Annotated in this window: 25 protein-coding genes; 14 read left to right on the top strand and 11 right to left on the bottom strand. The window is 55.6% G+C overall.

Annotated features, from left to right (window positions below):
• Nucleotides 1–41: 41 nt before the first annotated feature.
• The 7 genes from G7G_RS0117030 to G7G_RS0117000 are packed head-to-tail and all read right to left on the bottom strand — an operon-like array spanning nucleotide 42 to nucleotide 6,553.
• Nucleotides 42–1,106 (bottom strand): ABC transporter ATP-binding protein, encoded by a 1,065-nt coding sequence (locus G7G_RS0117030; RefSeq protein WP_010442655.1) that lies wholly within the window; start codon nucleotides 1,104–1,106, stop codon nucleotides 42–44.
• Complete coding sequence (locus G7G_RS0117025; protein ID WP_010442654.1) at nucleotides 1,106–1,891, bottom strand: ABC transporter permease; 786 nt, start codon at nucleotides 1,889–1,891, stop codon at nucleotides 1,106–1,108. The genes G7G_RS0117030 and G7G_RS0117025 overlap by 1 nt, the downstream gene beginning before the upstream one ends.
• Nucleotides 1,888–2,751, bottom strand: a complete 864-nt coding sequence (locus tag G7G_RS0117020; protein ID WP_010442653.1) for an ABC transporter permease — start codon at nucleotides 2,749–2,751, stop codon at nucleotides 1,888–1,890. The genes G7G_RS0117025 and G7G_RS0117020 overlap by 4 nt, the downstream gene beginning before the upstream one ends.
• 28 nt (nucleotides 2,752–2,779) lie before the next feature.
• A complete protein-coding gene (locus tag G7G_RS0117015; protein WP_010442652.1) occupies nucleotides 2,780–3,820 on the bottom strand; it encodes an ABC transporter substrate-binding protein in 1,041 nt (346 codons plus the stop codon).
• Nucleotides 3,821–3,861: 41 nt separating this feature from the next.
• A complete protein-coding gene (locus G7G_RS0117010; RefSeq protein ID WP_010442651.1) occupies nucleotides 3,862–4,794 on the bottom strand; it encodes a PfkB family carbohydrate kinase in 933 nt (310 codons plus the stop codon).
• Nucleotides 4,791–5,816 carry an ADP-ribosylglycohydrolase family protein gene (locus G7G_RS23270; RefSeq protein ID WP_010442650.1) on the bottom strand — a complete coding sequence of 342 codons (1,026 nt, stop codon included), beginning with the start codon at nucleotides 5,814–5,816 and terminating at the stop codon, nucleotides 4,791–4,793. The genes G7G_RS0117010 and G7G_RS23270 overlap by 4 nt, the downstream gene beginning before the upstream one ends.
• Nucleotides 5,817–5,821: 5 nt before the next feature.
• Nucleotides 5,822–6,553, bottom strand: a complete 732-nt coding sequence (locus tag G7G_RS0117000) for a GntR family transcriptional regulator (protein WP_010442649.1) — start codon at nucleotides 6,551–6,553, stop codon at nucleotides 5,822–5,824.
• A gap of 154 nt (nucleotides 6,554–6,707) precedes the next feature.
• Here G7G_RS0117000 and G7G_RS0116995 point away from each other — a divergent pair, with 154 nt between their 5' ends.
• Genes G7G_RS0116995 through G7G_RS0116965 form a run of 7 tightly spaced genes read left to right on the top strand, consistent with a single transcriptional unit; the run spans nucleotide 6,708 to nucleotide 14,215 of the window.
• The gene (locus G7G_RS0116995; protein WP_310793661.1) at nucleotides 6,708–7,553 is read left to right on the top strand and encodes an FAD binding domain-containing protein; all 846 of its coding nucleotides are present in this window, start codon (nucleotides 6,708–6,710) and stop codon (nucleotides 7,551–7,553) included.
• Entirely contained in the window at nucleotides 7,553–10,288 is a 2,736-nt protein-coding gene (locus G7G_RS0116990) for a molybdopterin-dependent oxidoreductase (RefSeq protein WP_010442647.1), read from the top strand. The genes G7G_RS0116995 and G7G_RS0116990 overlap by 1 nt, the downstream gene beginning before the upstream one ends.
• The gene (locus G7G_RS0116985; RefSeq protein ID WP_010442646.1) at nucleotides 10,288–11,772 is read left to right on the top strand and encodes a hypothetical protein; all 1,485 of its coding nucleotides are present in this window, start codon (nucleotides 10,288–10,290) and stop codon (nucleotides 11,770–11,772) included. Before G7G_RS0116990 ends, G7G_RS0116985 begins: the two co-directional genes overlap by 1 nt.
• A complete protein-coding gene (locus G7G_RS0116980) occupies nucleotides 11,769–12,632 on the top strand; it encodes a UPF0280 family protein (protein WP_010442645.1) in 864 nt (287 codons plus the stop codon). The genes G7G_RS0116985 and G7G_RS0116980 overlap by 4 nt, the downstream gene beginning before the upstream one ends.
• Nucleotides 12,619–13,200, top strand: a complete 582-nt coding sequence (locus G7G_RS0116975; RefSeq protein WP_010442644.1) for an amino acid synthesis family protein — start codon at nucleotides 12,619–12,621, stop codon at nucleotides 13,198–13,200. Before G7G_RS0116980 ends, G7G_RS0116975 begins: the two co-directional genes overlap by 14 nt.
• The gene (locus G7G_RS0116970) at nucleotides 13,197–13,781 is read left to right on the top strand and encodes an amino acid synthesis family protein (protein WP_010442643.1); all 585 of its coding nucleotides are present in this window, start codon (nucleotides 13,197–13,199) and stop codon (nucleotides 13,779–13,781) included. The genes G7G_RS0116975 and G7G_RS0116970 overlap by 4 nt, the downstream gene beginning before the upstream one ends.
• 8 nt (nucleotides 13,782–13,789) lie before the next feature.
• Entirely contained in the window at nucleotides 13,790–14,215 is a 426-nt protein-coding gene (locus tag G7G_RS0116965; RefSeq protein ID WP_010442642.1) for a MarR family winged helix-turn-helix transcriptional regulator, read from the top strand.
• Nucleotides 14,216–14,276: 61 nt separating this feature from the next.
• Here G7G_RS0116965 and G7G_RS0116960 read toward each other — a convergent pair whose 3' ends face one another.
• The gene (locus G7G_RS0116960; RefSeq protein ID WP_010442641.1) at nucleotides 14,277–15,443 is read right to left on the bottom strand and encodes an amidohydrolase family protein; all 1,167 of its coding nucleotides are present in this window, start codon (nucleotides 15,441–15,443) and stop codon (nucleotides 14,277–14,279) included.
• Between the two features lie 225 nt (nucleotides 15,444–15,668).
• Here G7G_RS0116960 and G7G_RS0116955 point away from each other — a divergent pair, with 225 nt between their 5' ends.
• Nucleotides 15,669–16,472 carry a ferredoxin--NADP reductase gene (locus G7G_RS0116955; protein WP_010442640.1) on the top strand — a complete coding sequence of 268 codons (804 nt, stop codon included), beginning with the start codon at nucleotides 15,669–15,671 and terminating at the stop codon, nucleotides 16,470–16,472.
• A gap of 69 nt (nucleotides 16,473–16,541) precedes the next feature.
• On the opposite strand, the gene G7G_RS23745 is transcribed toward G7G_RS0116955, so the two are convergent.
• Nucleotides 16,542–17,309 (bottom strand): copper chaperone PCu(A)C, encoded by a 768-nt coding sequence (locus tag G7G_RS23745; RefSeq protein WP_010442639.1) that lies wholly within the window; start codon nucleotides 17,307–17,309, stop codon nucleotides 16,542–16,544.
• Between the two features lie 87 nt (nucleotides 17,310–17,396).
• Between G7G_RS23745 and G7G_RS0116945 the strand changes: the two genes are divergently transcribed.
• From G7G_RS0116945 to G7G_RS0116920, 6 genes are all read left to right on the top strand, one after another.
• Nucleotides 17,397–18,734, top strand: a complete 1,338-nt coding sequence (locus G7G_RS0116945) for a hypothetical protein (protein WP_050806474.1) — start codon at nucleotides 17,397–17,399, stop codon at nucleotides 18,732–18,734.
• A 90-nt stretch (nucleotides 18,735–18,824) separates the two neighbouring features.
• Nucleotides 18,825–20,117 (top strand): ABC transporter substrate-binding protein, encoded by a 1,293-nt coding sequence (locus G7G_RS0116940; RefSeq protein WP_010442637.1) that lies wholly within the window; start codon nucleotides 18,825–18,827, stop codon nucleotides 20,115–20,117.
• 30 nt (nucleotides 20,118–20,147) lie between these two features.
• The gene (locus tag G7G_RS0116935) at nucleotides 20,148–21,074 is read left to right on the top strand and encodes a branched-chain amino acid ABC transporter permease (RefSeq protein WP_010442636.1); all 927 of its coding nucleotides are present in this window, start codon (nucleotides 20,148–20,150) and stop codon (nucleotides 21,072–21,074) included.
• Entirely contained in the window at nucleotides 21,074–22,015 is a 942-nt protein-coding gene (locus tag G7G_RS0116930) for a branched-chain amino acid ABC transporter permease (protein ID WP_010442635.1), read from the top strand. Before G7G_RS0116935 ends, G7G_RS0116930 begins: the two co-directional genes overlap by 1 nt.
• Nucleotides 22,003–22,734: an ABC transporter ATP-binding protein gene (locus tag G7G_RS0116925; RefSeq protein WP_010442634.1), complete on the top strand. Its 732-nt coding sequence runs from the start codon at nucleotides 22,003–22,005 to the stop codon at nucleotides 22,732–22,734. Before G7G_RS0116930 ends, G7G_RS0116925 begins: the two co-directional genes overlap by 13 nt.
• Complete coding sequence (locus tag G7G_RS0116920; RefSeq protein WP_010442633.1) at nucleotides 22,727–23,422, top strand: ABC transporter ATP-binding protein; 696 nt, start codon at nucleotides 22,727–22,729, stop codon at nucleotides 23,420–23,422. Before G7G_RS0116925 ends, G7G_RS0116920 begins: the two co-directional genes overlap by 8 nt.
• A gap of 127 nt (nucleotides 23,423–23,549) precedes the next feature.
• Here G7G_RS0116920 and G7G_RS0116915 read toward each other — a convergent pair whose 3' ends face one another.
• On the bottom strand, nucleotides 23,550–25,028 hold the full coding sequence (locus G7G_RS0116915) for an aldehyde dehydrogenase (protein WP_010442632.1): 1,479 nt from the start codon (nucleotides 25,026–25,028) through the stop codon (nucleotides 23,550–23,552).
• A gap of 8 nt (nucleotides 25,029–25,036) precedes the next feature.
• The gene (locus G7G_RS0116910; protein WP_010442631.1) at nucleotides 25,037–26,071 is read right to left on the bottom strand and encodes an LLM class flavin-dependent oxidoreductase; all 1,035 of its coding nucleotides are present in this window, start codon (nucleotides 26,069–26,071) and stop codon (nucleotides 25,037–25,039) included.
• Nucleotides 26,072–26,073 lie beyond the last annotated feature (2 nt).

The following is a 26,073-nucleotide window of genomic DNA, read 5'->3' as shown; positions in this document are numbered from 1 at the left end:
AGCGTCACGCACGAGGGTTTTAGATCTTGATCTGGCTCGGCTCAGTTGGGGTCAAACCCAACTGATCCTTCCGGGACAACAATCGTGTGCTCGGGTTTCCAGCTCAGCCATATTTCGCCGCCTTCGGGCAAATCCGGGATGTCCTGATCGCGCGCAATGACTTTGAAGGTGTTGTCGTTGTGTTTCAGGACGCAGGTCGCCATCGCTCCGGCGAAGATGCGACGGACCAGCGTGGCGGGGAGTTTTGAGATCTCGTCGCCGTCAGGCTCTGAGATCGATATGCTCATGTTCTCGGGTCTGACGGCCAGCGTCGACTGCGGTGTCGCGCTGTGTGGTAATTTGATATCCGCACCGCCAGAACTCAGAGCCAAGCCGCTTTGACCTGTCAGAATATTGGCTTCGCCCAGAAATTCGGCGGTAAAGACGTCGACGGGATTGTTGTAGACTTCGCGTGGCGGGCCAGCCTGAATCATCGTGCCCTGTCTGAGGATGCCGATCTTGTCTGACAAAGTAAGGGCTTCTTCCTGATCATGGGTCACAAAGATCGTTGTAATGCCAATCTCACGCTGAATACGCTTCAATTCTATCTGCATGTCGACGCGCAAAGATTTGTCCAAGGCCGATAGCGGCTCGTCCAATAGAAGCACCTTTGGATTAGTGACAATAGCCCGTGCCAATGCCACGCGCTGTCGTTGACCACCAGACAACTGATGAGGTTTGCGGTCGCCCAGTTGCCCAAGCTGTACCAATTCCAGCGCTTCACTCACGCGGCGGCGTTCCTCAGCGGCACCTACTTTGCGTACACGCAAGCCAAAACCCACATTGTCGGCGACGGTCATATTGGGAAACAGAGCATAGTTCTGGAACATCATTCCGATGTCGCGCTTTTCGACGGGAATGTGCTCGACCGACTGATCACCGATATGGATCGAACCACTATCCGCAAAGATGAATCCGGCAATGGCACGCAGCAACGTCGTCTTACCGCTGCCTGACGGGCCGAGCAGGGCAAAAAAACCACCATCCGGAAAGTGCATGGTGACGTCATTCAAAGCCTTGAGTGACCCGAATGTTTTGGTGACGTTTTGGACAGAAACATCGGCCATCAGCGTTCTCCTCCGAAATTTGAGAACCGGGCTGCAAACAGCATCACGGCCATCGAGATTACGATAATGATTGTCGAGATTGCATTGATTTCCGGCGTGAAGCCTTTGCGGATCGAGGTGTAGATCAGCACTGGCAACGTGCTGTCGCCGGGTTCGGAGAGGAAGTACGATACAACGAACTGGTCAAAACTGACCGCAAAAGCGAACAGAGCACCGGCAATGATCCCCGAGGCGATCCAGGGCAAGGTAACGCGGCGCGTCACAGTCCAGCTGTCGGCACCCATGGACCTTGCGGCCTCTTCCAGTGTGGGATCAAATGTCGCCAAACGGGCGCTGACGACGACGATCACGTAAGGCAGTGCAAGCGCGACATGGCCGATCAGAACCGACGGTGTGCCGCGGCCAAGACCGACGCCATAGAAAAAGATCAGCATCGCCGTGCCGGTGATCAGCCATGGAATTGCGATCGGCGGGAACAGCATCACCTGCAGGAAGCGCTTGCCTCGAAACTCGAACCGGAACAGGGCCAGCGAGGCGGCTGTGCCCAAGATGGTGGCAATCACTGTTGTAGCCAGTGCGATCAAAATTGAGCGGGTCGCGGCATTCAGAATTTCGGTGTTCTGGCCCAGTTTTTCGTACCATTTTAGCGAAAAATCAAAGGGCAGTTGATAATACTGTGACGCGTTGAAAGACATGAACGCCATGACGATGATCGGGGCGTAAAGAAAGAACAGGATCAAGCCAAGCCAAACCTTACCTGCCCAGACCAGATAGGTGTTCTTCATGTCTGTGCCCTCCGCAACGCCGGGCTGGCGGTTGCCAGGATCACCAAAACCACCGCAAGCAGGATAAAGGACAAGGCAGCCCCTAAGGGCCAATTGAATACGGCCACGAACTGATCCTCAATCACGGTGCCAAAATAAGTTCCGACACGACCACCTAATATGCGTGGCTCCATGAAAGAGCCGACGACAGGTACAAAAATCAGTACCGCACCGGCCAGCAGCCCGGGCAGGGACAAAGGCAGGATGACGCGCCATAGGATGGTCAGCTTGTTCGCCCCCATTGACCGCGCGGCGTCGATCAGATTGTCGTCGATGGCCTGTAAGGCCAGATACGAAGTCAAGATCACGTAAGGCAGGTAAGAGTGGACCAGGCCGATAACGATCGCAGGGGTCGAGAACATCAGGTTCACATCGACCTCGAACGGCAGGATCGCGTTGAGGCCGAGTTCTAGCACTCCATTTCCGCGCAGAACGATGGCCCAGCAAAATATCCGGACCAGCGAATTCGACCAGAAGGGCAGGATGACTAGAAGGAATAGTGCTTCGCGCGACTTACCCTTAATCGCCTTGGCCAAAACATAGGCGCAGGGAAAGCCAACCAGCACGGAAATCACCGTCACAGTCAGGCCCAGCTTTATGGATTTCCACAGCAGCGTTGCGTAAGTCGAGGTCTGGAAGAAGGCCTGATAGTTTTCAGAAGTGTAGTGCCATTCGGCATCGCCAAAAGGCACATCGGACAAAAAGCTGAAATACAACATCGCCGACAGCGGCAAAAATATTGCCACCGTCAGCCAAATATAAGCCGGAGAAAGCAGGCTGACGATCTTGAGCCTGTTTTGTCGGGCGAGAACCGTTGACATGTCTGCTTTCTCCTTAGCGTGCCAGGGCTTATTGGGCGGCTTTCAACCCTTGCCAGAGCTCAAGGTATCTCTCGCGGTTTTCATCCGAGACCGGACGCTGGAACTGGACGCGTGCCACGACTGCGGGATCGCCCAGAACGCGTTTGTTGAAGGCATCATCAGGCAACGCAGCGGCTGCCTTGGCATTGGCCGAAGCTGGGGCACCGCTTTCGGCCCATTTGACGTAGAACTCAGGGTCGATCATCCAATTGATAAAGGCGTGTGCAGCCTCTTTCTTGGTCGATGATGTTGGGATCGACAGACCATCCAACCAGCCGATTGCACCCTCGTCCGGCACGATGAATTGAACCGGTAGTCCGGAAGCCATCGAGCGGCTCGCAGAACCTGACCAGAAGGTCGCCACATCCAGATCGCCCGCGGCCATGAACTGGTTCCAGTCGTTCTCCGAACCCCAATAGGTTTTGATCTGAGGCATCAACTCGGCAAGTTTGGCCTCGATGGCATCGAGATCCAGGATGTCGTTGATATCCTGGCCCGTTGCGATAGCTGCGAATTGTACGGCTTCCAACGCGTCATCGCGGATCGAGACTTTGCCTTCGTGCGCCGTGTCCCAAAATACCTCAATCGACGTTGGCATCTCGTTGAATTCATTGGTGTTCACAGCAAAGGATGTCAGGCCCCAGGTCCAAGGCATTCCATGCAGCGCACCTCCGGCGTTGAGGTCCGGATTGGCGGCCAGATTTTCGGGCACGTCGCTAAAATTCGCGACCATCGAGCTGTCCACTGGCCCTATCAGCCCCTCGGCCTGCGCCTGTGGCGTAAAGGCCGCGTTGATCAGCACGACGTCATAGGCACCGGGGTTGGTCCGAAGCTTGGTCAACATCTCTTGTTCAGAATTGAAGTATTCATGAACGACGGTGTGGCCCGTTGCCTCGGTAAAGGCAGAAATGGCCCAGTCTTCGTCGGTTCCATACCCTTGCCAATTGAGAACTCGGATCTCGTCGGCAAGAACGGCCGCGCCCGTTGTTGTCAAAGCAACTGTGGTTGCCAATAGGATACGTTTGTTCATTGTGATCTCCCGGTTGAATGGTCTTTAGCTTTGGTTCTCGATCAACCCGCCTCTTTCTTGTTTAGGGCGTCCGTCACGACCGCCTGGGTCGGCGCCGTTGCGGGTCCTTGTTGTGTGGTTGACAACGCCGCAGCGACATTTGCGTAAATGGCGGCTTCTTTTGGGGTATCACCGCGCGCCATTCGGGCGATGAAACTGCCAACATGGGTGTCACCAGCGCCGTTGGTGTCCACCGCTTGAACGCGGTAAGGTGGGATATGGTGAAGAGCATCGGGCCGGGCCAGAATGCAGCCGTCTTCCCCCAGCCGCACAATAGTTCCACCGTCATCAGGGCGCGTTTCAGCAAGTGCTTTGGCTGCAGCAATAGGGTCCGTGTGACCAGTCAGAACCGCAGCTTCGCGCGCATTTGCACTGATCCATGTGGCCCGTCTCAATGCCGTCTGCAGCACCTCATGTGGGAGAGAGGCGATGATGGGCGAAGGATCGAACACCAGGTTATTGATGCGGGCATCCGAAGATAACCTCTGGTGCAGCGCATCACGCGAGCCCGTGTAGTGCAAAGCGTAGCCAGACAAAAGGGTCCAGTCGAATTCGGCAAAGCTGATCTGCGTTAAGTCCTCGGCAGTCACGTGCCCTTCAGCACCGTCGCTTGCCACAAAGGTCCGCTCACCCTGAGGGTCGATCATCACGGTACAGCAGCCCTGATCGCGTGTTAGGTCTTGTGCCCGCAGGAACGGGATACCTTCGGTGTTAAGACCTTCGCGAATAATCTTGGCAAATGGGCCAGATCCGATAGAGCCTCCATAGAATACCATCATACCCGCGCGTTTCGCGGCCACCATGGCGTTGAACCCGCCACCAGGTGCGATGGAGAAACCCTTGACGATAGCTTCTTCACCAACCGCTGGAACAGCTTTGACCTGATAGAGCAGATCGGCCACAACACCTGACATCTGAAGAAGACGAGTGGTCATCTTGCGGCCTCCGTCTTTGCGTCAGACGTATTGCGAAGAGAAAGCAACTGTTCCGCTATTGCTTCGACGGGTAGGTTGTTGGCAGCACGAACAGGTTCGAGTACAGCGGGTGCGATGGCTTCAATTCCGGCGCATGCCCCTGCCATCGCTCCGGCAATAGCGCCGATCGTATCTGTGTCGTCCCCAATATTCGCAGCAATCCGGGTGGCCTTCCAAACATCCCCCGACGCCATCCTTACGATGCCAAAGGCCGCCGGGACAGATTCAAACGAAGAGACAGAAGTTCCGACGAGCTGCGCGAATTCGACATCGGTCAGGCCCTGATCAGCGAGATCAAGTGCGTTTGAAATCCGACGGCGCATGTTTGCTTCGCCAAACCGATGGCCGCGTTTCTGCCCTTGCTCTGCGGCGTCCAGCGCGGTGTCGAGCGCTGCGTCGAAATCAAGACCATCCACACCACAGCTGACGACAGTGGCAACAGCAGCAGCGGCGGCGATGGCTTCGCCCGTGTTATGCGTCATACGGCAGGCCAGTTCCACGCGGTCCAAGAATTTCTGCGTTGGCGAGAAATGCGTGGCGATCCCAACTGGCGCAATTCGCATCGCAGCGCCGTTTGTCGTTCCGTTGCGCCCCGTTTCGCTGGCTGGTTCTCCGTTCAGCATCGCTGCAAGAGCCGCTTTGGAAGATGGACCCAGCAGGTCGCGCAAACCACGCGCTCGGACGTCACTCTCCCAATCCAGCAGGTCTTGCGCCCAAAGCGCCTCGTCAAAACCTTCGCCATCTTTCACAAGACGTTGAGCCAACAGAAATGCCTGCTCGGTGTCATCCGTCACCTGCGCCGCCTGTAGGCCATGAGAGACCGGATGGTCGGGGTAGGGGGCGACATAAGCTGTGATCTCGCCATAATGTTGCGCTATTTCTGGGCGCGACAGCGTTTGTGAGGGCATACCCAACGCATCCCCGATGGCCATTCCGGCAAGAGCGCCACAAGCGCGACTGAAAGCCAGTTCTCCAGTGGCCATAGCCGTCAAAACTCCATGTGCAGACCAAACAGGTCTGGGTCCAGAATGCTCTCGACGAATTCCAGGGAGTCCCCGTCGGCTGAACGGGTCAACCGGCACAGCCGCAACATCGGTTCTCCTGACACGCGCCCCATGACAGCCGCGTCTTCCGCGCTGAGCGCGGGCAACACACGCGCCCATTCGCTACCGCCGTTGACTGCCAACCCGCGACTGCGAAGCGTTTCCGTCAAAGAGCCGTTTTCCAAACCGGTCTCAATTATCTCGGAAAACTCCGAACGCCATGGGACACGGCTGCGTTCCAGCGAAACTCCCTGACCGGTGTTCACACGAAAACGTAAACGATCGACCATCAGGACATCGGTGCCGACACTTTCAGGTGCGTCTGCTAAATCCATTTTACCGCGTGTCAGGCGAAGAATCCGCGTCGCAAGTTCTGTTTCACCCGAGGATAGTGCAACGCTCCATCCCTTGCGGTCGTCGATCGTTTTTCCCCCAAAGGTAACAAATGATCCGATGCCACGCCGGGTCGTTATCAGACCCTTGCGGCTGAGGATATCGAGGCTTTTGCGTATTGTGTTTCGACTGACTGAGAACCGTTTGACCAGCGCGTTCTCACTGTCCAGCGGTGCGCCTGTATCCAACCCACCTGACCGGATCTCTTCCTCTAGCATGAGTGCGATCCTGACAGATTTCGGTGCTCCGATCCGGTCAGTGCTTGTTGATTCTTGTTCAGACATGTTCATCCTTGTACCTTATCTGGATTCGATTATCTGTCAACTTGGGTATACGGAGGCCCACTTGGCTCAAACTGCGGCCCATGTATGATTGGATGTGTTCTCAGGACAGTTCTGTTGACTCTGGCAAACGTCCACACTTATCATTAGTGTGCTAATGAAAGTGGATATGTGCATGGCCTACTCACAACCAAGCTTGTTGCCTGATGCGCTGGGCATTCTTAAGCAGGCTGGGGTCCGCATTATTGCAGGTGGGACAGATTTCTATCCGGCGTTGAAAGCAGGCCAGCATCCCGAAAATCTGTTAGATGTAACAAGAATAGATGGGTTTTCGGACATCACGCAATCTGAAGGGGGCACAAGAATTGGTGCAGCCGTCACATGGTCGGATGTTGTTAGAACTGATCTTCCTCGGGCCTTTGATGCCTTGAAGCAGGCGGCGCGCGAGGTCGGAAGCCTGCAAATTCAAAATGCAGGTACGGTTGTCGGAAACATTTGCAACGCCTCTCCCGCCGCCGATGGTGTTCCACCTCTGCTTGCATTGAATGCTGAGGTTGAGCTGGCCAGTGCAGCAAAGGGAAAGCGTGTTCTTCCCCTCGAGGCATTTATCAGGGGTGTGCGGCAAACAGCGTTAATGGATGACGAACTGGTAACAGCGATCATCGTGCCGAAACCCCATGCTGGCATGACGTCTGGTTTTGAAAAATTAGGGAGCCGTCGCTATTTGGTCATTTCTATTGCCATGACAGCGGCAAATGTTCTTTTGGATGCAAAGGGAAGAATAGCCGAGGCTCGCATCGCAGTTGGGTCCTGTTCCGCTGTAGCGCAACGGCTTACGGCGTTAGAGGCGGGCCTGATCGGTCAGGATCCCGCTGATGTCGGGATTTCTCCGATTGATGTCGCAGCATTAACGCCGATCGATGATGTCCGAGGGACAAGTTCGTATCGGCTTGATGCAGTGCGTCATCAAATTCAGCGTGCAATTCACAAGGCGGTTTCGTGATGAACAAAGCGCTTTCAGACACCCCGACCCCATTTCGTTTGAATGGACGTGAAGCTGCCCCAATGCTTTTCCCCGGCCAACGACTGTCCGAAGTTCTGCGCGAAGGGTTGGGTCAACGCGATGTAAAGATTGGCTGTGATGCTGGGGATTGCGGTGCGTGTACTGTGCTGATTGAGGGTGAGCCCGTTTGCGCCTGTCTGACCCCAGCACATCAGGTTGCGGGGCGCGAGGTCGAAACTGTGCAAGGATTACATGCCAATGACCCCGTGGCAGCCAAGCTGGCGCAGAGCTTTCTGGATCATGGCGCGGCGCAATGCGGGATCTGTACGCCCGGCATGATGGTATCTGCCGTTGCGCTGCTGCGGGACGTGCCCGAGCCCACCGAGGCGCAAGTGCAGGATGCGTTGGGGGGTGTGCTATGTCGCTGTACAGGTTATCGCAAAATCATCGATGCGGTGATGGGTGCGCCCTCGGTTGCTATCGCGACAGCAGGTAAGGTGGGCGATGCGGTTCAGCATTTGGATGGGATCGAAAAAGTTTCGGCTACCGTCAAGTACGGCGATGATATTGCACCCGTGGGGTGCCTTGAGATTTTGGTCATTCGCTCCCCCCATGCCCGGGCGGTCTTTGAAATCGGTGACCTCGAAGGGTTCGCGCAGGCGGCTGGACTGGACGCGGTACTGACTGCGGAAGACGTGAAGGGCCAGAACAACTTTGGCGTGATACCCGGATTTGAAGACCAACCCGTCTTTGCCGAGCGGGAAACGCGTTTCAGGGGAGAGGCTGTCGCGGCCCTGATTGGTGCTCGGGATGTGCTTCGTGCGATCGATCCGGAAATGGTGCCGATTACCTGGACCGAACTGCCCGCCTTACAAGACATGGATGCGGCCGAAGACCAGAAAGCTGATCAACTTCATCACGGGCGGGAAAATAACGTGATGTGCACAGGGTTTGTGACCTGTGGCGATCCAAATGCGGCCCTAGGACGCGCGCATGTAATCGTGGAAGGCCGGTTTGAAAGCGGCTTTGTCGAGCACGCCTATATCGAACCTGAAGCCGGTTTCGCCGAAGTCGTGAACGGTCGCGTTGAGGTGCATGCCTGCACGCAAGCCCCGGTTATGGATCTCGAAGGGCTCGAGCGTGTTCTGGGGCTTGACCGGTCGGACATACGCGTTGTGCCAACGGCCACCGGAGGCGGTTTCGGTTCCAAGTTGGATATGAGTGTACAGCCCTATCTGGCGCTCGCGGCACTGAAGACAGGCAAGCGCGTGCGGCTTTGCTACACGCGTACTGAATCCATGCAATGTTCGACCAAGCGGCACCCCTCAGACATCACGCTTAGGATCGGTGCTGATAAGACGGGCAACCTCTGCGGCTTTGACTTTTGTGGCCGCTTTGACACGGGGGCTTATGCCAGTTGGGGCCCGACAGTGGCGAACAGGGTGCCGGTCCATGCTTCGGGACCGTACCGCGTCGCTGACTACATCGCGCAGGCCAAGGGTGTGCATACCAACAACCCGCCGTCGGGGGCGTTTCGCGGCTTTGGTGTGCCTCAGGCAGCCATTGCACAAGAATGTCTTTTCGACGATCTGGCTGAGAAGCTGGGAATGGATGCGCTGGAGTTCCGTGTTCTCAACGCTTTGGATAATGGTGTGCCGACCGTGTGCGGACAGGTGTTTGACCAGGGGGTCGGGATCAAGGCCTGCCTTGAGGCATTGCGGTTTGCCTGGACGGAAGAGCGCGCAGGTGTTGAGGCATTCAACGCACAAAATGACGCTGTAAAACGCGGTGTGGGTATCGCCAGCGGATGGTATGGCTGTGGCAACACGTCTTTGCCCAACCCATCGGCCATCAAATGCGGCATTCGCGCTGATGGCACGGTGGTGCTGCATCAAGGCGCGATGGATATCGGTCAGGGGGCCAATACCGTCATCACCCAGATTTTTGCCACCGCACTTGGGGCCGAGGTGGGTCAGATTACGCTTGTCGGAGCGGATACGGATGTGACACCCGATGCGGGCAAAACCTCGGCTTCGCGCCAGACTTTTGTCTCGGGCAATGCGGCGCGGCTGTCGGGTGAGGCATTGCGGGCCATGATACTGGAGCGTCTGAACGTTGCCGAAGATGCTGCCTTGGAGTTCAGCGCCGGGGAAATTCAGGCGACTGATGCCGGGGGGGCTCGTGTGCTGGATCTTTCGGCTCTAGAAGCGGACTCGGATGGGTATGTTCTTCGCGCCGAAGAAAGCTATGATCCGCCGACAAAGCCCTTGGATAAAAATGGGCAGGGGCATCCTTACGCCCAATTCGGCTATGCTGCGCATCTGGCTGTTGTCGAAGTGGATACCGCGCTGGGCACAGTCACGCCAGTGAAATTCATCGCGGCTCATGATGTCGGTCAGGCCATCAACCCGATGCTGGTCGAAGGACAGGTCCATGGCGGTATTGCTCAGGGTCTGGGGATGGCGCTAATGGAGGAATACATCCCGGGCCGGACCGAGAACCTGCATGACTATCTGATCCCGACATTCGGTGACATCCCTCCGATTGAGACCATTATCATCGAAGAAGCCGACGCGCATGGACCTTATGGAGCCAAGGGTCTGGGAGAGCATGTTTTGATCCCAACGGCACCGGCGATCCTGAACGCAATCAAACATGCAACAGGGGTACGATTGTTCAAGGGACCGGCAATCCCCAGCGTCGTCCATGCAACCCTCAAGAAGAGTGTAACCTGATGACGGATGTAGCGAAGCCAGAAAAGATCCGCTGCGACGCCTGCCCGGTGATGTGCTATATCGCAGAGGGCAATTCGGGCGCCTGCGACCGTTATGCCAACCACGGTGGCGAGCTGGTTCGGCTTGATCCGTTGACCATCATCCAAAGCGGCCAAGACCTCGTTCCGTTCATGGGCGAGGGCGCGACAGAGGAATGGGATGGCGATATCTTCAAAGGTGAGCGTCAGTTTGTGACAGCTGTAGGAGCGGGAACCACTTATCCCGACTACAAGCCCGCGCCTTTTATCGCCAGCCAAGAGGTCGAAGGCGTCGATATGGTCACCGTCGTGACCGAGGGTATCTTTAGCTATTGCGGTGTGAAGGTGAAGATCGACACTGATCGCCACATCGGCCATGAGCGAGACGTGGTGCGCGTCGACGGGGAACCGATCGGCCATGTCATGACCTCTGAATATGGCTCAAAGATGCTATCCTTGGGTGGTGTCGAACACCTCACAGGTGGTAGCAAGAAAGAAGGCCGCGTAACCTGTGACGCGCTGCTGCGGCTGTGCAACCGAGAACCTGTCACGATGGTCATTGGCGAAGAGGATCACGCCACCGAAGTTGTGGTTGAGGCGGGAAAACCACCTATCATCAACGGTGTGACAGAAAGCTTGATGCGCGTAGGCTGCGGTTCTGCCACGATAGGCATGTTCCCGAAACAGTGGATCGGTCATGTCGACGACGTCGTGGTGGTGGATGACCACATCACCGGAGTGCTTAGCGAGCACGAGACCGGCAAGCAGCTTGATGTCCCAGCAACGGGGATCAAGATCAAAGGACGGCGCTCGACGCCTGGGCGATACTTCCAAGTGGCTGAGCCCGGCACCGGTTGGGGCGGGACAGATATCGAGGACCCTCTTGCGATCCTTGGCCCCTTCAACCCCAAAACAGCATGGGAAGGCTTGCGGCTGTTTATGGTGTCCACAACGGGTGAGCAGTTTTCATACTATGAACTCGACGCCGATCTTGTCCCGCAGCTGCGGGACGTACCCGCGAAACTGGCGGCTTCAGCTGCGCTGATTGCGGAAAACTGCGAACCTTCGGTTTGTTCAGTGCTGTTCATGGGTGGGGCAGGGGGATCGCTGCGCGCGGGCGTTACTGAGAACCCCGTGCGCCTGACCAAATCGGTTAAGGACGCGCTGACCCATGTGTCTTGTGGTGGTGCAGATGCCTATGTGTGGCCCGGAGGCGGGATCACTGTGATGGTAGATGTGTTGGATATGCCCACGAATTCTTTTGGCTATGTTCCAACTCCCGCGCTTGTCGCCCCCATCGAGTTTACCTTGCGTGTCAGAGATTACGCTGCTCTGGGCGGACATGTGGACCACATGCGCCGCGTCAGTGACATCAATTCGGATCAGGCTCGCCACGTACGACAAAAACCTAATGCCGGGGATCCGATGGATCTTGGAAATTACAACTGGAAGGCGGACGCAGAATGAGGCCGCGCGCGCGCCTTTTGCCCGATGGCCAACGGCTGCATCTGCAGCATGGCCCCAGTGATCTGATTGTTTGGGTGGAAGGGGATCGGGATCAGGCGTACCGGGCCGCAGCAAAGCGGTTCGAAACGATCATTGCCGAAATTGTTGAGGAACTGCCGGACCTCCGGGCGATGCTGTCTCCGCTAACAAAACGTCCCAACGGCACAGTTGCGCGTCGAATGCATGACGCGTGTCTGCCGTTGACTGATGTGGGGTACGTCACACGGATGGCCGCCGTGGCTGGAAGCATTGCGGATGAGGTGCTTGCGGCAATGACCCAAAGCGCGAATATCACGCGCGCTTATGTCAATAACGGTGGAGATATCGCTCTGTATCTGACCCCAGGAACGAGCTTCAAAACCTCGATCCAAGCCCATGACGGCGGCGAATTGGGTCGGATTGAAGTTGCGGACAAGGATCGTATCGGGGGTATTGCGACCTCTGGTCGCCATGGGCGCAGCCTGTCTCTGGGCATTGCGGACAGCGTGACGGTGCTCGCCTCATCGGCCGCTGAGGCTGACGTTGCGGCAACACTCATCGCCAATGCGGTGGACCTGCCGGGTCATCCATCGATCACACGTCGCGCCGCTTGCGATATCGACGAGAACAGTGATTTGGGGGAGTTGCCGGTCACTGTTAGCTGTGGTGTTTTGTCAGCCGAGGATTGTGAACGCGCTTTGGCCCGTGGTCTCAACCGCGCGACGTCGTTTCAGGCCCTGGGACGGATCGCGTCTGCGGGTTTGTTCCTCCATGGCCGATCTGTCACAACCGGTGCACACGCATTTTCGTTCCAACAAGAGATACAACATGTCCCAGCTTAATGTCCGGAAAACAGCCTATTCTGTCGAAGAGATTTTCCACGAAGGTGGCCCGGCCCCGGCGAACCCTCTGCGTCGGGCGGCGGCGATTGCGATCATCGAGAACCCATTTGCCGGGCGTTACGAGCCTGATATTCAGTGGTTCATGGAGGACCTCAAGCCACTTGGTTTGCAGATGGCGAGGCGATTGGTTGAGATGCTGGGCGGGGCGGACAAGATTGAAGGCTATGGCAAAGGCGCATTGATAGGTGAGGCGGGTGAGCTGGAACATGGCGCCCTGTGGCACGCTCCGGGGGGGTACGCTATGCGCGAACTTCTCAATGATTCCAACGCGATCGTACCCTCTACCAAGAAAGTCACGGGCGTTGGCGGGCGGCTCGATGTGCCGATCACCCATATAAATGCCTCTTACGTTCGAAGCCATTTTGACAGTATGGAGGTCGGCCTGAACGACGCGCCCAAAGCTCATGAACTGGCCGTCATTCTGGTCATGAGCACGGGACCACGCATCCACGACCGCGCTGGCGGCCTGGCAGCCAAGGATATCAAAGGAGAGGACGGCCTGAGATGAGAGCTAAGATTCGCAAGATCGCTGTAAACATCGAAGAAACGCATTCCGAAATCGGACGAAAGATCGACCCGGCCACCCGCAAGGCCGTCGCCGTTGCAGTAATCGAGAACCCGTTTGCGGGCACCTATACTGAGGACTTAAGCGCATTGATGGAGATCGGTGCAGAGCTGGGAACGCTGTTGGGTCGCAAATGCGTAGAAGCCCTTGGCATCACACCAGAGCAGGCAGAGAGCTATGGCAAGTCGGCCATGGTCGGCGAAAATGGCGAGTTGGAACATGCCGCTGCGATCCTCCATCCCAAGTTGGGCGCGCCGTTGCGTAAAGAAGTGGAAAAAGGGGCCGCCTTGGTGCCGTCTTCGAAAAAGATGGGTTCGCCCGGTCAGGTGCTTGATGTACCGCTTGGGCACAAGGACGCAGCCTATGTGCGCAGCCACTTTGACGGCATCGAAGTGCGGCTGAACGATGCGCCGCGTGCAAATGAAATCATGGTGGCCGTGGCTGTGACCGACAGCGGGCGGCCATTACCCCGTGTCGGTGGCTTGACCCACGATGAAGCAGAAGGCAAAGACGGGCTTCGTTAGGAGCACTTATGTCAAACAGCGTTGATCCCTACCATCTTGAAGACCAGGTCGGATATCTTTTGCGGCTGGCCAGTCAGCGCCATTCGATCATCTTTCAGAACCGAATTTCCAAAGATCTGACGCCGACGCAATTTGCCACGCTGATCCGGGTGGCCGAGAAGAAAGAGGTGTCGCAAAACCAGCTGGGCCGACTTGCGGCAATGGACATTGCGACGATCAAGGGCGTGGTCGACCGGTTGAAGGCTAAGGGACTATTGCAGGCGACTGCCGATCCCGGGGACAAACGCCGCTCGATCATCTCGTTGACCGAAGCGGGGGCGCAATTGATGGAACAGCTATACGCTGACGGGTTCGGGATTTCGCATGAAACCCTCGCACCTCTCAAGAAGTCCGAGCAAAAGACGCTTCTGGCATTGCTCAAAAAGATCACCTGACCTTCAAAGATCGCGTTGCCCGCATTTTGCGCCAAACAACCCAAGTCACCGAAAATCGAGTTTACAGAATACGTTCCGGCAGGCGTTGTGCGGGCGGTGTGTTGCGAGAACGTTCCGAGCAGATCACGCCATCAATGATCGTCATGCCGACACCCGGCAGGTTCCCCTGCGCGACGCTTTCAAGCATGTTTTTTCCGGGCGCGTGCTGCGCTTGGTCCAGAAGGACGAAATCGGCGCAACGACCCTTTTCAATAAGACCCACATCCAGATCTCGCTGCCGTGCCGTGTTTCCGTTGCCAAAGCAGAAAGCGATCTCAGCAGGGACGTTGCCAAAGGCCGACAGCATGGCGATCATCCTTAGGATGCCAAGGGGCTGTACGCCTGACCCTGCCGGCCCGTCGGTGCCCAAGATCACCTGATCCAGTTTGCCTAATTCGCGCGCGGTATTCACCGTAAGCACCGCGGCGCGCTCATTGCCGTTATGAACGATTTCAAAGGCTTGCTTGGTGCAGGTCTCACAAAGGCAGATGATCTGATCATCCGGCAGCGCCGAATGACCTCCGTTGATGTGCCCGATCACGTCGGTACCTGTCTCGATCACCATATCCGCGTCGATGAGGCCGGACCCGGGGATGGATGGGCCTCCCGTGTGGATCGTGGACTGAATCCCATGTTTTCTGGCCCATTCGACCATCTGGTTTGCGGTTTTGCCATCTTTTACCGAACCCAGACCAACTTCGCCCAGATATTTCACTCCGGCGTTGGCCAGTTCGGCGAAATCCTCCTCGACCATGCCATGTTCGATGACAGGGGCGCCGGCATGGACCTTGACACCGGAGGGGCGAAAATTCTCATACCAGCGTTGTGCCGCGATCGACATCGCCTTAAGGCCGATCACATCTTTAGGTCGCCCCGGCATATGAACCTCTCCGGCCGAGATCATTGTGGTCACACCGCCGTTCAGAGTGGAGTCGATCCAGTGGAGTTGTTGCTGACGGGGCGTGTAGTCACCTACCACCGGGTGCACATGGCTGTCGATCAGACCGGGGCCAAGCGTCACACCATGGGCGTCTACGATGCTGGTAGCGCCGTCGGTATCGAGGTCCTTTTCATTACCCCATGCGTCTATCTTACCATCTATGGCAATCAGACAATCGCCATCAAAAATCGGTTCTTCCATTTTTCCTGACAGGATCATGCCGATGTTCTTTATGACAAGTTTTTCCATAAGATCCTCCCACTATTCATTAGTATACGAATATAATTAGCGGGCATGCGTCAAGATAATTCTGGGACGAGAGGCATTCTTCACAAATCAATTGACAGGATATTCCATTGCCTCATAATCATTAGTATACTAATGAAATGAATGGCCTGACAAAGGTGGTTGACAAATAATGCCTCATGGTTAGGGCATCTGGCCGCTTTCTTGGTGGCAAGAGGAGGTGATCTGATGGCGCTCGATTCCAAAGAGACAAAGTTCCCGATCCCGGCGGGTGTATTTGCCCAGACCGTAACTGAAGTGCAGCACTATACTGATCGGCTGTTTCGGTTCCGTATGACACGGCCTGCATCTTTCCGCTTCCGGTCCGGTGAATTTGTGATGATTGGCCTGCCAAATGCCGAGAAGCCTGTGTTCCGGGCCTACTCTGTGGCGTCTCCCAGTTGGGATGAGGAGTTGGAGTTTTATTCGATCAAAGTTCCGGACGGCCCGCTCACCGAGCATCTGCAAAAGATCAAGGAAGGTGACACCATATTGATGCGCAAAAAACCAACGGGCACCTTGGTGAACGATGCGTTGTTGCCGGGCAAACGGCTCTGGATGTTTTCTACAGGTACGGGATTTGCGCCCTTTGCCAGTTTGATCCGAGATCCTGAGACCTATGAGAAGTTTGAAGAGGTCATCGTCACCCATACCTGCCGCGAAGTCGCTGAACTTACCTATAGCAAGAACCTGGTTGCGTCTGTGAAAGACGATCCGTTGTGCGGAGAGTTTGCGCATGGCCTGAGCCTTTATGCCACCACCACACGCGAAGACTATCCATTCATGGGTCGCACTACCGATCTAATGACCAATGGCAAACTGTTTGAAGACCTAGAGGTTCCCCCAATTTCGCCAGATACCGACCGGGGCATGATCTGCGGCTCAATGAATATGCTCAAAGATACCAAGGCTCTACTCGAGGAGTTCGGTCTGGTCGAGGGATCGAACAGTAAACCAGACACGTTTGTTGTTGAGCGTGCTTTTGTCGATTAAGAACAACTGCTTGTGTTCTGCTTTTCTGTGATTCACTGAAGGCTTGTCACTTGCCAAAGGCAATCCGCATCATAGTGTAAATCTATAGGTTACCGAGATGGGTGCGCCATCGGACATATAAGGGCGGTGGTCGTTAGAGTTCAGCGCAACAGTTAATTCATAATCGCCGGGCTTCAGCGCTCCGACTTGAAAGCTGTTTTCGTAAAGTCGGCCAAGCTTCAGGCCGTTCAGATAGATATGGGCGTGACCCTGACCGTCGATATGCGGTGTGCCGTCCTCGACAAGGACAAACTCGAAGTTTTTAACGCTAATTTGAACAGCAAATCCGTCAGTGCTGACCTGCGGGTCCTGAACCAGCGCGATCGTCGGGCTAGGGGAGATTTCGATGCCGTTGGCATTGCTGTGGTCCATTAACGTCATACTGCCGGTTGCCTCTGGATTCAGGATGCGAGTCACCACCTCGCTGCCATCGTCAAACGTGAGCGCCAGCGAATGATAAGTGCCTTCGGGAAAGCTTCCGTCGGGCACTTGCAACATGATATGGGCCCCGTCCATTGCCAGTTGCGCCGGATCGCCACCAGGCACTACAAGTGGTTTGTCATGGCCAGGGTTCATTAATGACGTGTGGGCTCCAGATGGCGACGTGACGCTTTGAAGAATGCGAGGGTCACCGTCATTTTGCAGCTTAAGAGTGACCATGAACAGCGATCCCGACGCCCCCATCGGCGCGGCGCGCCCGTCGCTGACCTTTACAGCAGTTTGCGGCGTACCTGCGAATATGTAGGCGAAACCCAACGCGGCCGCGATACCTGCCACAGCGAACCAGCGTTTGCTCATCTGACTTGCCTCCTTGCAAGAATTTGTGTGTATGCTAACGAAGTGAAGTTGATTGTGAAGTCATTTCTAGCGTTAATTTGCGCCACTATGGTTGCTGGACCAGCCTTTGCCCATGCCGCCGATCAGGGTTTTGTGCTTCTTTTGCCCACCACCGCCTACATCACTGGTGGTGCAGCGACTGTGGCTGCGACAATCCTGCTGCTTGTTTGCCTGAGACCAGGGCAGATTGAGGTTATACTGCGGCCCATTACATTGCCTCTCAAGCGCGGTCGAGGCCGATGGTGCAACTGGGGTCAGATCGCAGCCTCCCTTTGTCTGATGTTGTTGATACTGATTGGTCTAAGGGGCCCAACGGACCCGCAAGCGAACCTCATGCCTTTGGTGTTGTGGACCATATGGTGGATGTTGCTTTTCATGGTGCAAGCGCTGATCTTCGATGTCTGGAAATGGGTTAATCCCTGGCCGGGCTTGCACCGTCTGTTGGCCCCAGATCACAAAGCACCTCTGACACTTGCAAAAAAACTTTCGATTTGGCCGGCTGTTGTTCTTATGGCGGCGTTTCAGGGCTTTGTTCTTGCCGATGCAGCACCAAACGATCCGGGCAGGCTTGCGAGTTTCGCGCTTGGATACTGGGGTTTTACAGTACTGGGTATGACCCTTTTTGGGCGCAAATCCTGGCTTGGTCAGGTCGAGTGCTTTTCGGTCTTGTTCGCACTGATCGGCACAATCAGATCGGTGCGCGGGTCAGCATTTGGCGTGCCGGGATGGCAAGTCTTTCACGGTAATCAGTTTGATCTAAGCCATGCGGCCTTTGTAATAATTATTCTCGCATCCGGCAGTTTCGATGGCCTCTACGAGACCTTCTGGTGGCTAGATCAGTTAGGGGTCAATCCCTTGGAGTATCCGGGGCGAACCGCGATGATCTGGCCAACGACGCTTGGCCTCTACACCAGTATGCTACTGCTGACGTGTATTTTTGCGCTCGCCGTTTACTTGGGAACGGTACTGGTGAACGAGACCGCTTCCTTCAAAATAGCCTTCATCCGCTTTTCCATCACCTTGCTGCCGATTGCGATCGGCTATCATTTTGCCCACTATTTCGTGACGTTTCTGGTTCAAATTCAGGTTGTAGTCGCAACACTGGCCGATCCTTTCGCGCTTGGCTGGAATCTGTTCGGACTAGGCAGCCGCCCCGTCAGGGTCGGGTTTCTGACGGTTCCAGACACTGTGAAGACCATCTGGCTCACCCAGGCCGGTGTCGTTGTATTGTCGCATGTTTTGGCCGTCATCTTGTGCCACAGGACAGCTGAGGCTCTTTGCACATCCCGCCGGGACATTCTGCTGTTGCAATTGGGTCTGTCTATCTTGATGATTTTCTATACGATTTTCGGGCTGTGGCTGCTTTCCAGCCCGCGCGGAGCCTAAAAAATGTAGACAACTCGTTAGTATACATACAAACTGATCACAAAAGAGAGGCGAAACATCGCCCTAAAAACAACAGAGGAGATGAACGCCATGACAAAGACTTCAAAGATCAGTCGCCGTAGTACACTGCTTGGTCTCGGGGCCGGTGCAAGTGCTCTGGCCGCGGGTGGGGTGTTGCCTGGTTCTCTTGGTTTTGCGCAAGCGCAAAGTTCGGCGCCGATCAAAATCGGATTCCAAAAGCACGCGACTGGCATTGGCGCTGCATATGGCCGCTGGTATGACGTGGCAACTAACGCCGCTGCTGCGCGCATCAACGAAATGGGCGGCATCAATGGTCGCCCGGTCGAGATCATCACTGAAGACGACGCAACCGATCCTGGGCGTGGGGCCGAAGTGCTTGAAAAATTTGCCAACCAACACGAGGTAGACGTCGCTTTCGGTACCTTGTTCAGCCACGTGGTAATTGGCTCTGCGCCCCGCGCGGGCGAGTTGAAACTGCCTTATTTTGTTGTCTCCGAAGGTCACCATGTCGCCAGCGGCATGCTGAATCGCTATACGCTGCAACCAGGTATCACTGATGTGAAAAGTCAGGTTATTTCGATGGCACCCTTCGTCGCCGACAATCTGGGTAAGAAGGTCACGATGATTTATCCTGACTTTGCTTTTGGTCATGATCATCGCGACTTTTTCTCGCAAGCGATTGAAGCGCAGGGGGGCGAAGTTGTTGCGAAGATTGCTATTCCGCCCACCGAGACAACCTTTACCCGCTATTTCCCAAGCATCCCGCGCGAAACCGAAGTGATCTATCATGTGATGGTGGGCCCGGCAGTACTGACATTCGTCAAGGAAATGGGCGAATTCTTCGGGCCCAGCCGACCCGAGATTTTTGGTTTTATCGACAGCCTTGAAGCGGTTGATATACAAAGCCCCGGGCTTGAGTTCCTCGAAGGCACGTATTTCTGGGAAGGCATGCCGCGCTATAAGCAAGCCAACGAATCGGAGGCGGCCTCAGCCTATCGTGCGGCAGTTGGCGTGAATGACAGTGGCGCTGCGATCGATGACCCGGCCAATGTTGCCACTTACGCTCATATGTTCGGGTGTTGGGAAACGATGCATATCATCAAAGCTGGTATGGAAGCAGCGGACTACCAAGGGCCTGCAGATCGCTCCAAACTGATCGAAGCGGTCGAGGCGATGACTGACATGCCGGAATCCATCGAACATCCGCAGGGTGAAAAAGTCTTTAACGGCAAGACCCATCAGACCTTTGGCAAACAGTATATCTCAAAGGTTGGTGATGGCCGTCTTGATGTGGTGCATACCGCGTCAATCGAGGATGGCCTTTATGAAGATGAGGTGGATTACACCACGCAATCCTTCTGATCCCGACATTAGGCAAAAGCGAGACTGGGTATGGACTTCGGGCCTCACCTGATGCTCGCCTCCATCGAGGGGGCGGTCATTTCGGCTATTCTTGTGCTGACGGCAATGGGGCTCAGCATTGTGTTCGGCGTCATGCGCGTTGTGAATGTCGCCCATGGCGAGTTCTTCATGCTGGGTGCGGTATTTGCCTGGGCGGTAAGCACGTTGATCGGCGGCCATGCTGGTTTCGGTTTCGTGGCTGCCCTGCTTATAGTGCCGGTTTTGGTCGGCTGCATTGCGGCGGGGGTCGATCAGCTGATCCTAAAGCGGATCGACTATGACGTGGACCGGACCATCGTAGCCACGATTGGCGTACTTTATATTGTGCAGCAATCGACGCTGATGCTGTATGGACCCGAGGCGCGGCCCGTCGCGCCACCGTTCAACACTCGCTTGGCACTGCCCTGGTTCGAATTTGGTGCAGATGGATTCCAAATGATCTGGCCCTGGGGGCTAAGCGTGACGACCTACAAGCTGTTCGTGATAATAGCGGCGATTTCCGTGTTGGGGATGCTTTGGTTTGTGCTGACGCGCACCAAGATCGGATTGATCATGCGTGCAACGCAGCAGGATCGCGAGATGGCTCAGGCCTTTGGGGTGCCGGTCAATCGTGTGTACTCTTGGGTATTTGGCCTGGGTGCAGGGCTGGCAGCACTAGGTGCTGTGTTGGTGGTTCCAATTCAGCAGGCCCATTATCTGATGGGCGGAGATCCATTGTTGCTGGCGTTTATCGTGGTAATCATCGGCGGTCTCGGAAGTTTGCCCGGCACTGTGATTGCAGCGGTGCTGATCGGAATGAGCGACGGCATTATCTCGGTCTTTTTCTCGCCGACTCTGGCCAAAATCATCGCGACCTTCCTTGTCGCAATGGTGCTTGTGTTTAGGCCGCAAGGCTTGATGGGGCGGGTGGCGGCCTGATGACGGTGTCCAGAACAACCGCTTTGCATTTCGGCACCTTACTTGTGCTTATCGCATTGTTCTTCGTGCTGCCCGCCTATCACGTCGGAGCCTTCTCGCGAATCATGGTGCTTGCGATTTATGCCATCGGGTTCAATCTGCTGTTTGGCTATACCGGCCTGCTGAGCCTTGGCCACGCCATGTTCTTTGCCGCCGGAATGTACGGGTTTGGGCTGAGCATGAATTTCGGCGGACTGTCAGTGCTGCCAGCTTTTGCAGTTGGCGTCCTTGCTGCGGGATTGTTGGCGCTGGGCGTAGGCTTATTGGCGCTGCGTACCATCGGTGTCGCGTTCATGATCGTGACGCTGATGTTTGCTCAAACCTTCTATCTCGTGATCCTGTATTTCGGAGAATACACGCGCGGTGACGAAGGCTTCATCATTCAACAGGCCCAACGCAACCTCGCTGGGATTGACCTGACAACGGAAACGGCACGTTACTTCGCTGCATTTACCCTTTTCGCCATCTGCTTTCTCGCCATGGCGCGTTTGGTGCAAAGCCCATTTGGAAAGCGACTGGTTGCCATACGGGAAAACGAAGAGCGAGCCCGGATGTTGGGATATGACGTAGGGCGGCTGAAACTTGCTGCGCTGGTTGTATCTGGCCTGTTTTCAGGTGTCGCAGGCGCCGCCTACGCGATGCTGTTCGGCTATGTCGGTGCAAGCTTTGCCGCGGTGCATTATTCTATCTTCCCGCTACTGTGGGTCTTGCTGGGCGGGGCCGGAACCACGATCGGACCTCTCATCGGTGTCATCTTCATGTTCTATCTGATTGACATTTCCAGCAGTTTCACCAACGCATATATGCTTGTTGCCGGTGTTGCTTTGGTTCTGCTGACCCTGTTCGCCCCCCAAGGTATTGCGGGCACAATACGCAAGAGAGCTGTGTCATGGTTGCCGTAAATATCCTTGAGACCAAAGGCCTGACCAAGATCTATGGCGGGCTCCAGGCCAATACTGACATAGATTTCTCTCTGCGAAGGAATGCAATTACAGCGTTGATAGGGCCCAACGGCGCGGGTAAGTCGACATTTGTTGGAATGGTTAGCGGGCGGACTCCACCAACCCGCGGCAGCGTTTCATTCGAAGGCCGGGACATCAGCCAACTGCCCGCACATAAACGCATGCAACTCGGCATGGCCTATACGTTCCAAATCACTTCGATCTTTCCCGGACTGACGGTTGAAGACAACGTCGCCCTTGCTGCCGGCCGCAGGCTTGCGCATGACAAAGTAGCCCATGCTGAAAAGACGGCTACTGTGCTGGATAGAATTGGATTGAAGGATCGCGCTGGCCAGGTTGCTTCGGACCTCAGTTATGGCCATCAACGGGTTCTTGAAATTGCCATGGGACTGGCGCAGGATCCCAAACTTTTCATCCTTGACGAGCCGACCCAAGGTCTGGCCGAAGGTGAAGTTGAAGCGTTTGTGGCGCTCATGCGGACGATGGCCGAAGAAACTACGATCCTGCTGATCGAGCACAATATGCGGGTGGTCGCTGAAACCGCCGATCATGTTGCAGTGCTGGATCAGGGTCGCCTTTTGGCCTCGGGTAGCTTTGACGAAATTCGCGCGAACGCTGCCGTGCAATCCGCCTATTTGGGGGCGCCCGCCGATGTTTGAGGTCCAGAATATCCACACCGGCTATGGCAAGGTAAAAGTGCTGTTTGGCGTGTCGTTGACCGTCAGTGCAGGGGAAATTCATTGCCTGATGGGCCGCAACGGGGCGGGCAAAACGACATTGCTGAAAGCAATCATGGGGCAACTACCGCTGAGCCAAGGTGAGGTCATCTTGGATGGTGAACGCCTCAGCGGCCTGCCTGCACACCTCGTGCCACAACGCGGAATGGGCTATATCCCGCAGGGACGGCGGCTTTTTCCTGAGCTTACGGTTTCAGAGAACATCGAAATGGGCCTTTTGGCACGGGGTGAAGGTGCAGATACACGAGATTGGGTGCTTGAACTCTTTCCCCGGCTCAAGGAACGTCTGAGCCAAGTCGCTGGTACACTTTCAGGAGGCGAACAGCAGATGTTGGCCACAGCCCGAGCGTTATGCCTGCGCCCCAAGGTATTGCTTTTGGACGAACCGACCGAAGGCTTGCAGCCTTCAATGATCGAACAGATCCGGCAAGTCGTGGTTAAAATGAAAGCAGAAGGCTACGCTATCGTCCTTGTGGAACAGCGTATCGATGCGGTTTTGTCGATTGCTGACCGGATCACCTTTATTGAAAACGGCCAAGATCGTGTGACTGTCCAACCCGCAGATGTCGCTGAAGATCAGACGATCCTTACACGTTACCTCGGTGTCTAACAGCATCGACCCAGATAAGCTTCTGTAGATTTTTCTGGATTTGGATCGAAATCATCGCTGTAAGCGGTGCCTATTCCGTCACCAATCCGTCAGAAGTTGGCTCAAAAAATTCCAGTTCATATAAATGTCAGCGCATGGTGAATGGATTGGCCATTGCCGCATCTGACGTATTGATCCAGGTGGTTTTGGTTCTCGTGTAGTCATAAACCACGTCAATCCCGGCCTCTCGCCCATAGCCGGACTGATTGAACCCACCAAATGGGGCAATGGGAGAGACTGCGCGATACGTGTTCACCCAGCAAATCCCTGCTTTGAGCCGTCCTGACACACGATGTGCACGGGCGACGTTTTGGGTGAATACCCCCGCGCCGAGCCCATATGGCGTTTCATTGGCGATTGCGATGGCTTCCTCTTCCGTATCAAACGGGATCAAGGACATAACCGGGCCAAACATCTCAACCTTCAGGGTCTCGATGTCGGTATTGGGGCATTCCACAAGCGTCGGCGCCATATAGTTGCCAGCGCGCTCCAACCTGCTTCCACCAAAACGGATTCGCGCGCCCGCGGAACGGGCGGCATTTAGCGCGGCCTCTATTTTCTGTATCTGCGCTGACGTACAAAGAGGTCCGATTTGCGTATCGGGCGCAAGAGGATCGCCGACAGTGACGCCCTCCATTTTGGATTCAATCAGAGATACGATCTTTTCAAATACCGGGCGGTGGACAAGCCCACGACTACCAGCCACACAGCTTTGCCCTGATGCGCCAAAATTCCCTGCAATCAATCCATTCGCGGCACCATCGAGATCAGCGTCATCAAAAACGACCATCGGGGATTTTCCCCCAAGCTCAAGCGAGGTAACCGCGAAATTTTCGGCCGAGTTGCGAACGACATGACGCGCGGTTTCCGGCCCGCCGGTAAAGGCAATACGGTCTACATCCGGATGGCGCGTCAAGGGTATGGCGCAGTTTTCGGCATCACCAGTGAGGACCGATACAACGCCAGGCGGAAACCCGGCTTCTTTAATGAGACGGGCAAATTCAAGCAGAGGCGCAGGAGCGATTTCTGAGGCTTTTAGTACAACTGCACAGCCCGCAGCCAGGGCCGGTCCCAACTTGGTTGCGGTCAGGAACATTTGTGCGTTCCAGGGGACGATCGCGACCACAACGCCGATCGGCTCGCGCTGGGTAAACGCATGCATGTCGGGTTTATCAATGGGCAGAACCGCACCTTCGATCTTGTCTGCCAGTCCCGCATAATAGCGATAGTAATCCCCGACATAGGCGGATTGCGCCGCAGTCTCAGCCAGCAGCTTGCCGCTGTCGGTAGTTTCGATGCGGCCGATCTGTTCGGCATGCTCCTCGATCAATTCTGCCAGACGATACAACAGCTTGCCACGCTGAGTTTGGGTCATGTCGCGCCATGCAGGGTCGTTGAGGGCCCGGCGAGCGGCACTGATCGCGCAATCAACATCGTCGGGTGCCGCACAGGCAAAGGTGGCCCAATGTGTTCCGGTGGCGGGGTTTTCCGAGGACATGGTTTGCCCTTGGGCACCGTCGGTAAATTCCCCGTCGATGAAAAGCTGGTAATGTGGTTTCTGGTCCATCTCTTCCCTCACTGGAATGCTGGCATGACGTCGTCGATAAAGCGGGCAAGCGAGGCGCGCTTACGCTCAAAACTCATGCCGCTGTCGATCCAGAATGAGAACTCATCATACCCTAAATCTTCGTAGCGTTTAATCTGATCAATCACCTCAGTTGCGGTTCCGACCGTCAGATCACGCCGCAGGTTTTCCGGGGCCATCAGCGTGTTGGCAGCGATTTCTTCTGCGGTCAGTTGTTGGATCAAACCCTGTTTCACTGGCCGCTTGTTCTGGAACCATGCACCAAAATAGCAATAAAACCGCGACAACTCTTGTGCAGCTAAATCTACATCGGCTGCATCTTTTCCGACATATGTGTGGTGCAAGAGCATGATTTTGGGGCGTGGCCCAGCATACCCTTCACAAGCGTCATTGAAACGGCCGACCAGACTCTCAATCTCTTCCATCCCTTGCCAGAGTGGGGTGACCTGGATGTTAAATCCGTTGTGAACGCCAAATTCATGGCTGTTGGGATCACGCGCGGCGATCCAGATCGGAGGCCCGTCTTTCTGAACAGGTTTCGGCGCAGAGGTCGTTGCGGGAAACTGAAAGAACTCTCCTTCATGTGCACAATCGCCAGCCCATAGTTTGGGGATCAGGGGCACCAATTCGCGCATGCGTTGCCCGGCCTCCCACGCGTCCATACCCGGCATGAGACGTTCGTATTCATAAGAGTAAGCACCGCGCGCGATGCCAAGCTCGATCCGGCCACCTGTAATCAGGTCCGCCGATGCAGCTTCGCCTGCCAGTTTGATGGGGTGCCAGAAAGGGGCGATGACTGTACCGGTCCCAAGTTTCACATGGTTGGTGTGATTGGCGAGGTTGACCAGTTCCAACAAAGGGTTAGGGGAAATGGTGAAATCCATTCCATGATGCTCACCCGTCCAGACCGCGCGCATTCTGGCGTCATCGGCCATTTTGCACAGCTCGATGAAATCGCTGTGAAGATTTTCCTGGCTTTGATCAGGGGTCATGCGTTCCATATGCGCAAAAAGCGAAAAATCCATGG

Source organism: Ruegeria conchae (assembly GCF_000192475.1).
Classification (GTDB): Bacteria; Pseudomonadota; Alphaproteobacteria; order Rhodobacterales; family Rhodobacteraceae; genus Ruegeria; species Ruegeria conchae.
Note: the sequence above shows the minus strand (reverse complement) of the source record. Positions and strands in the feature narration are given on the sequence as shown.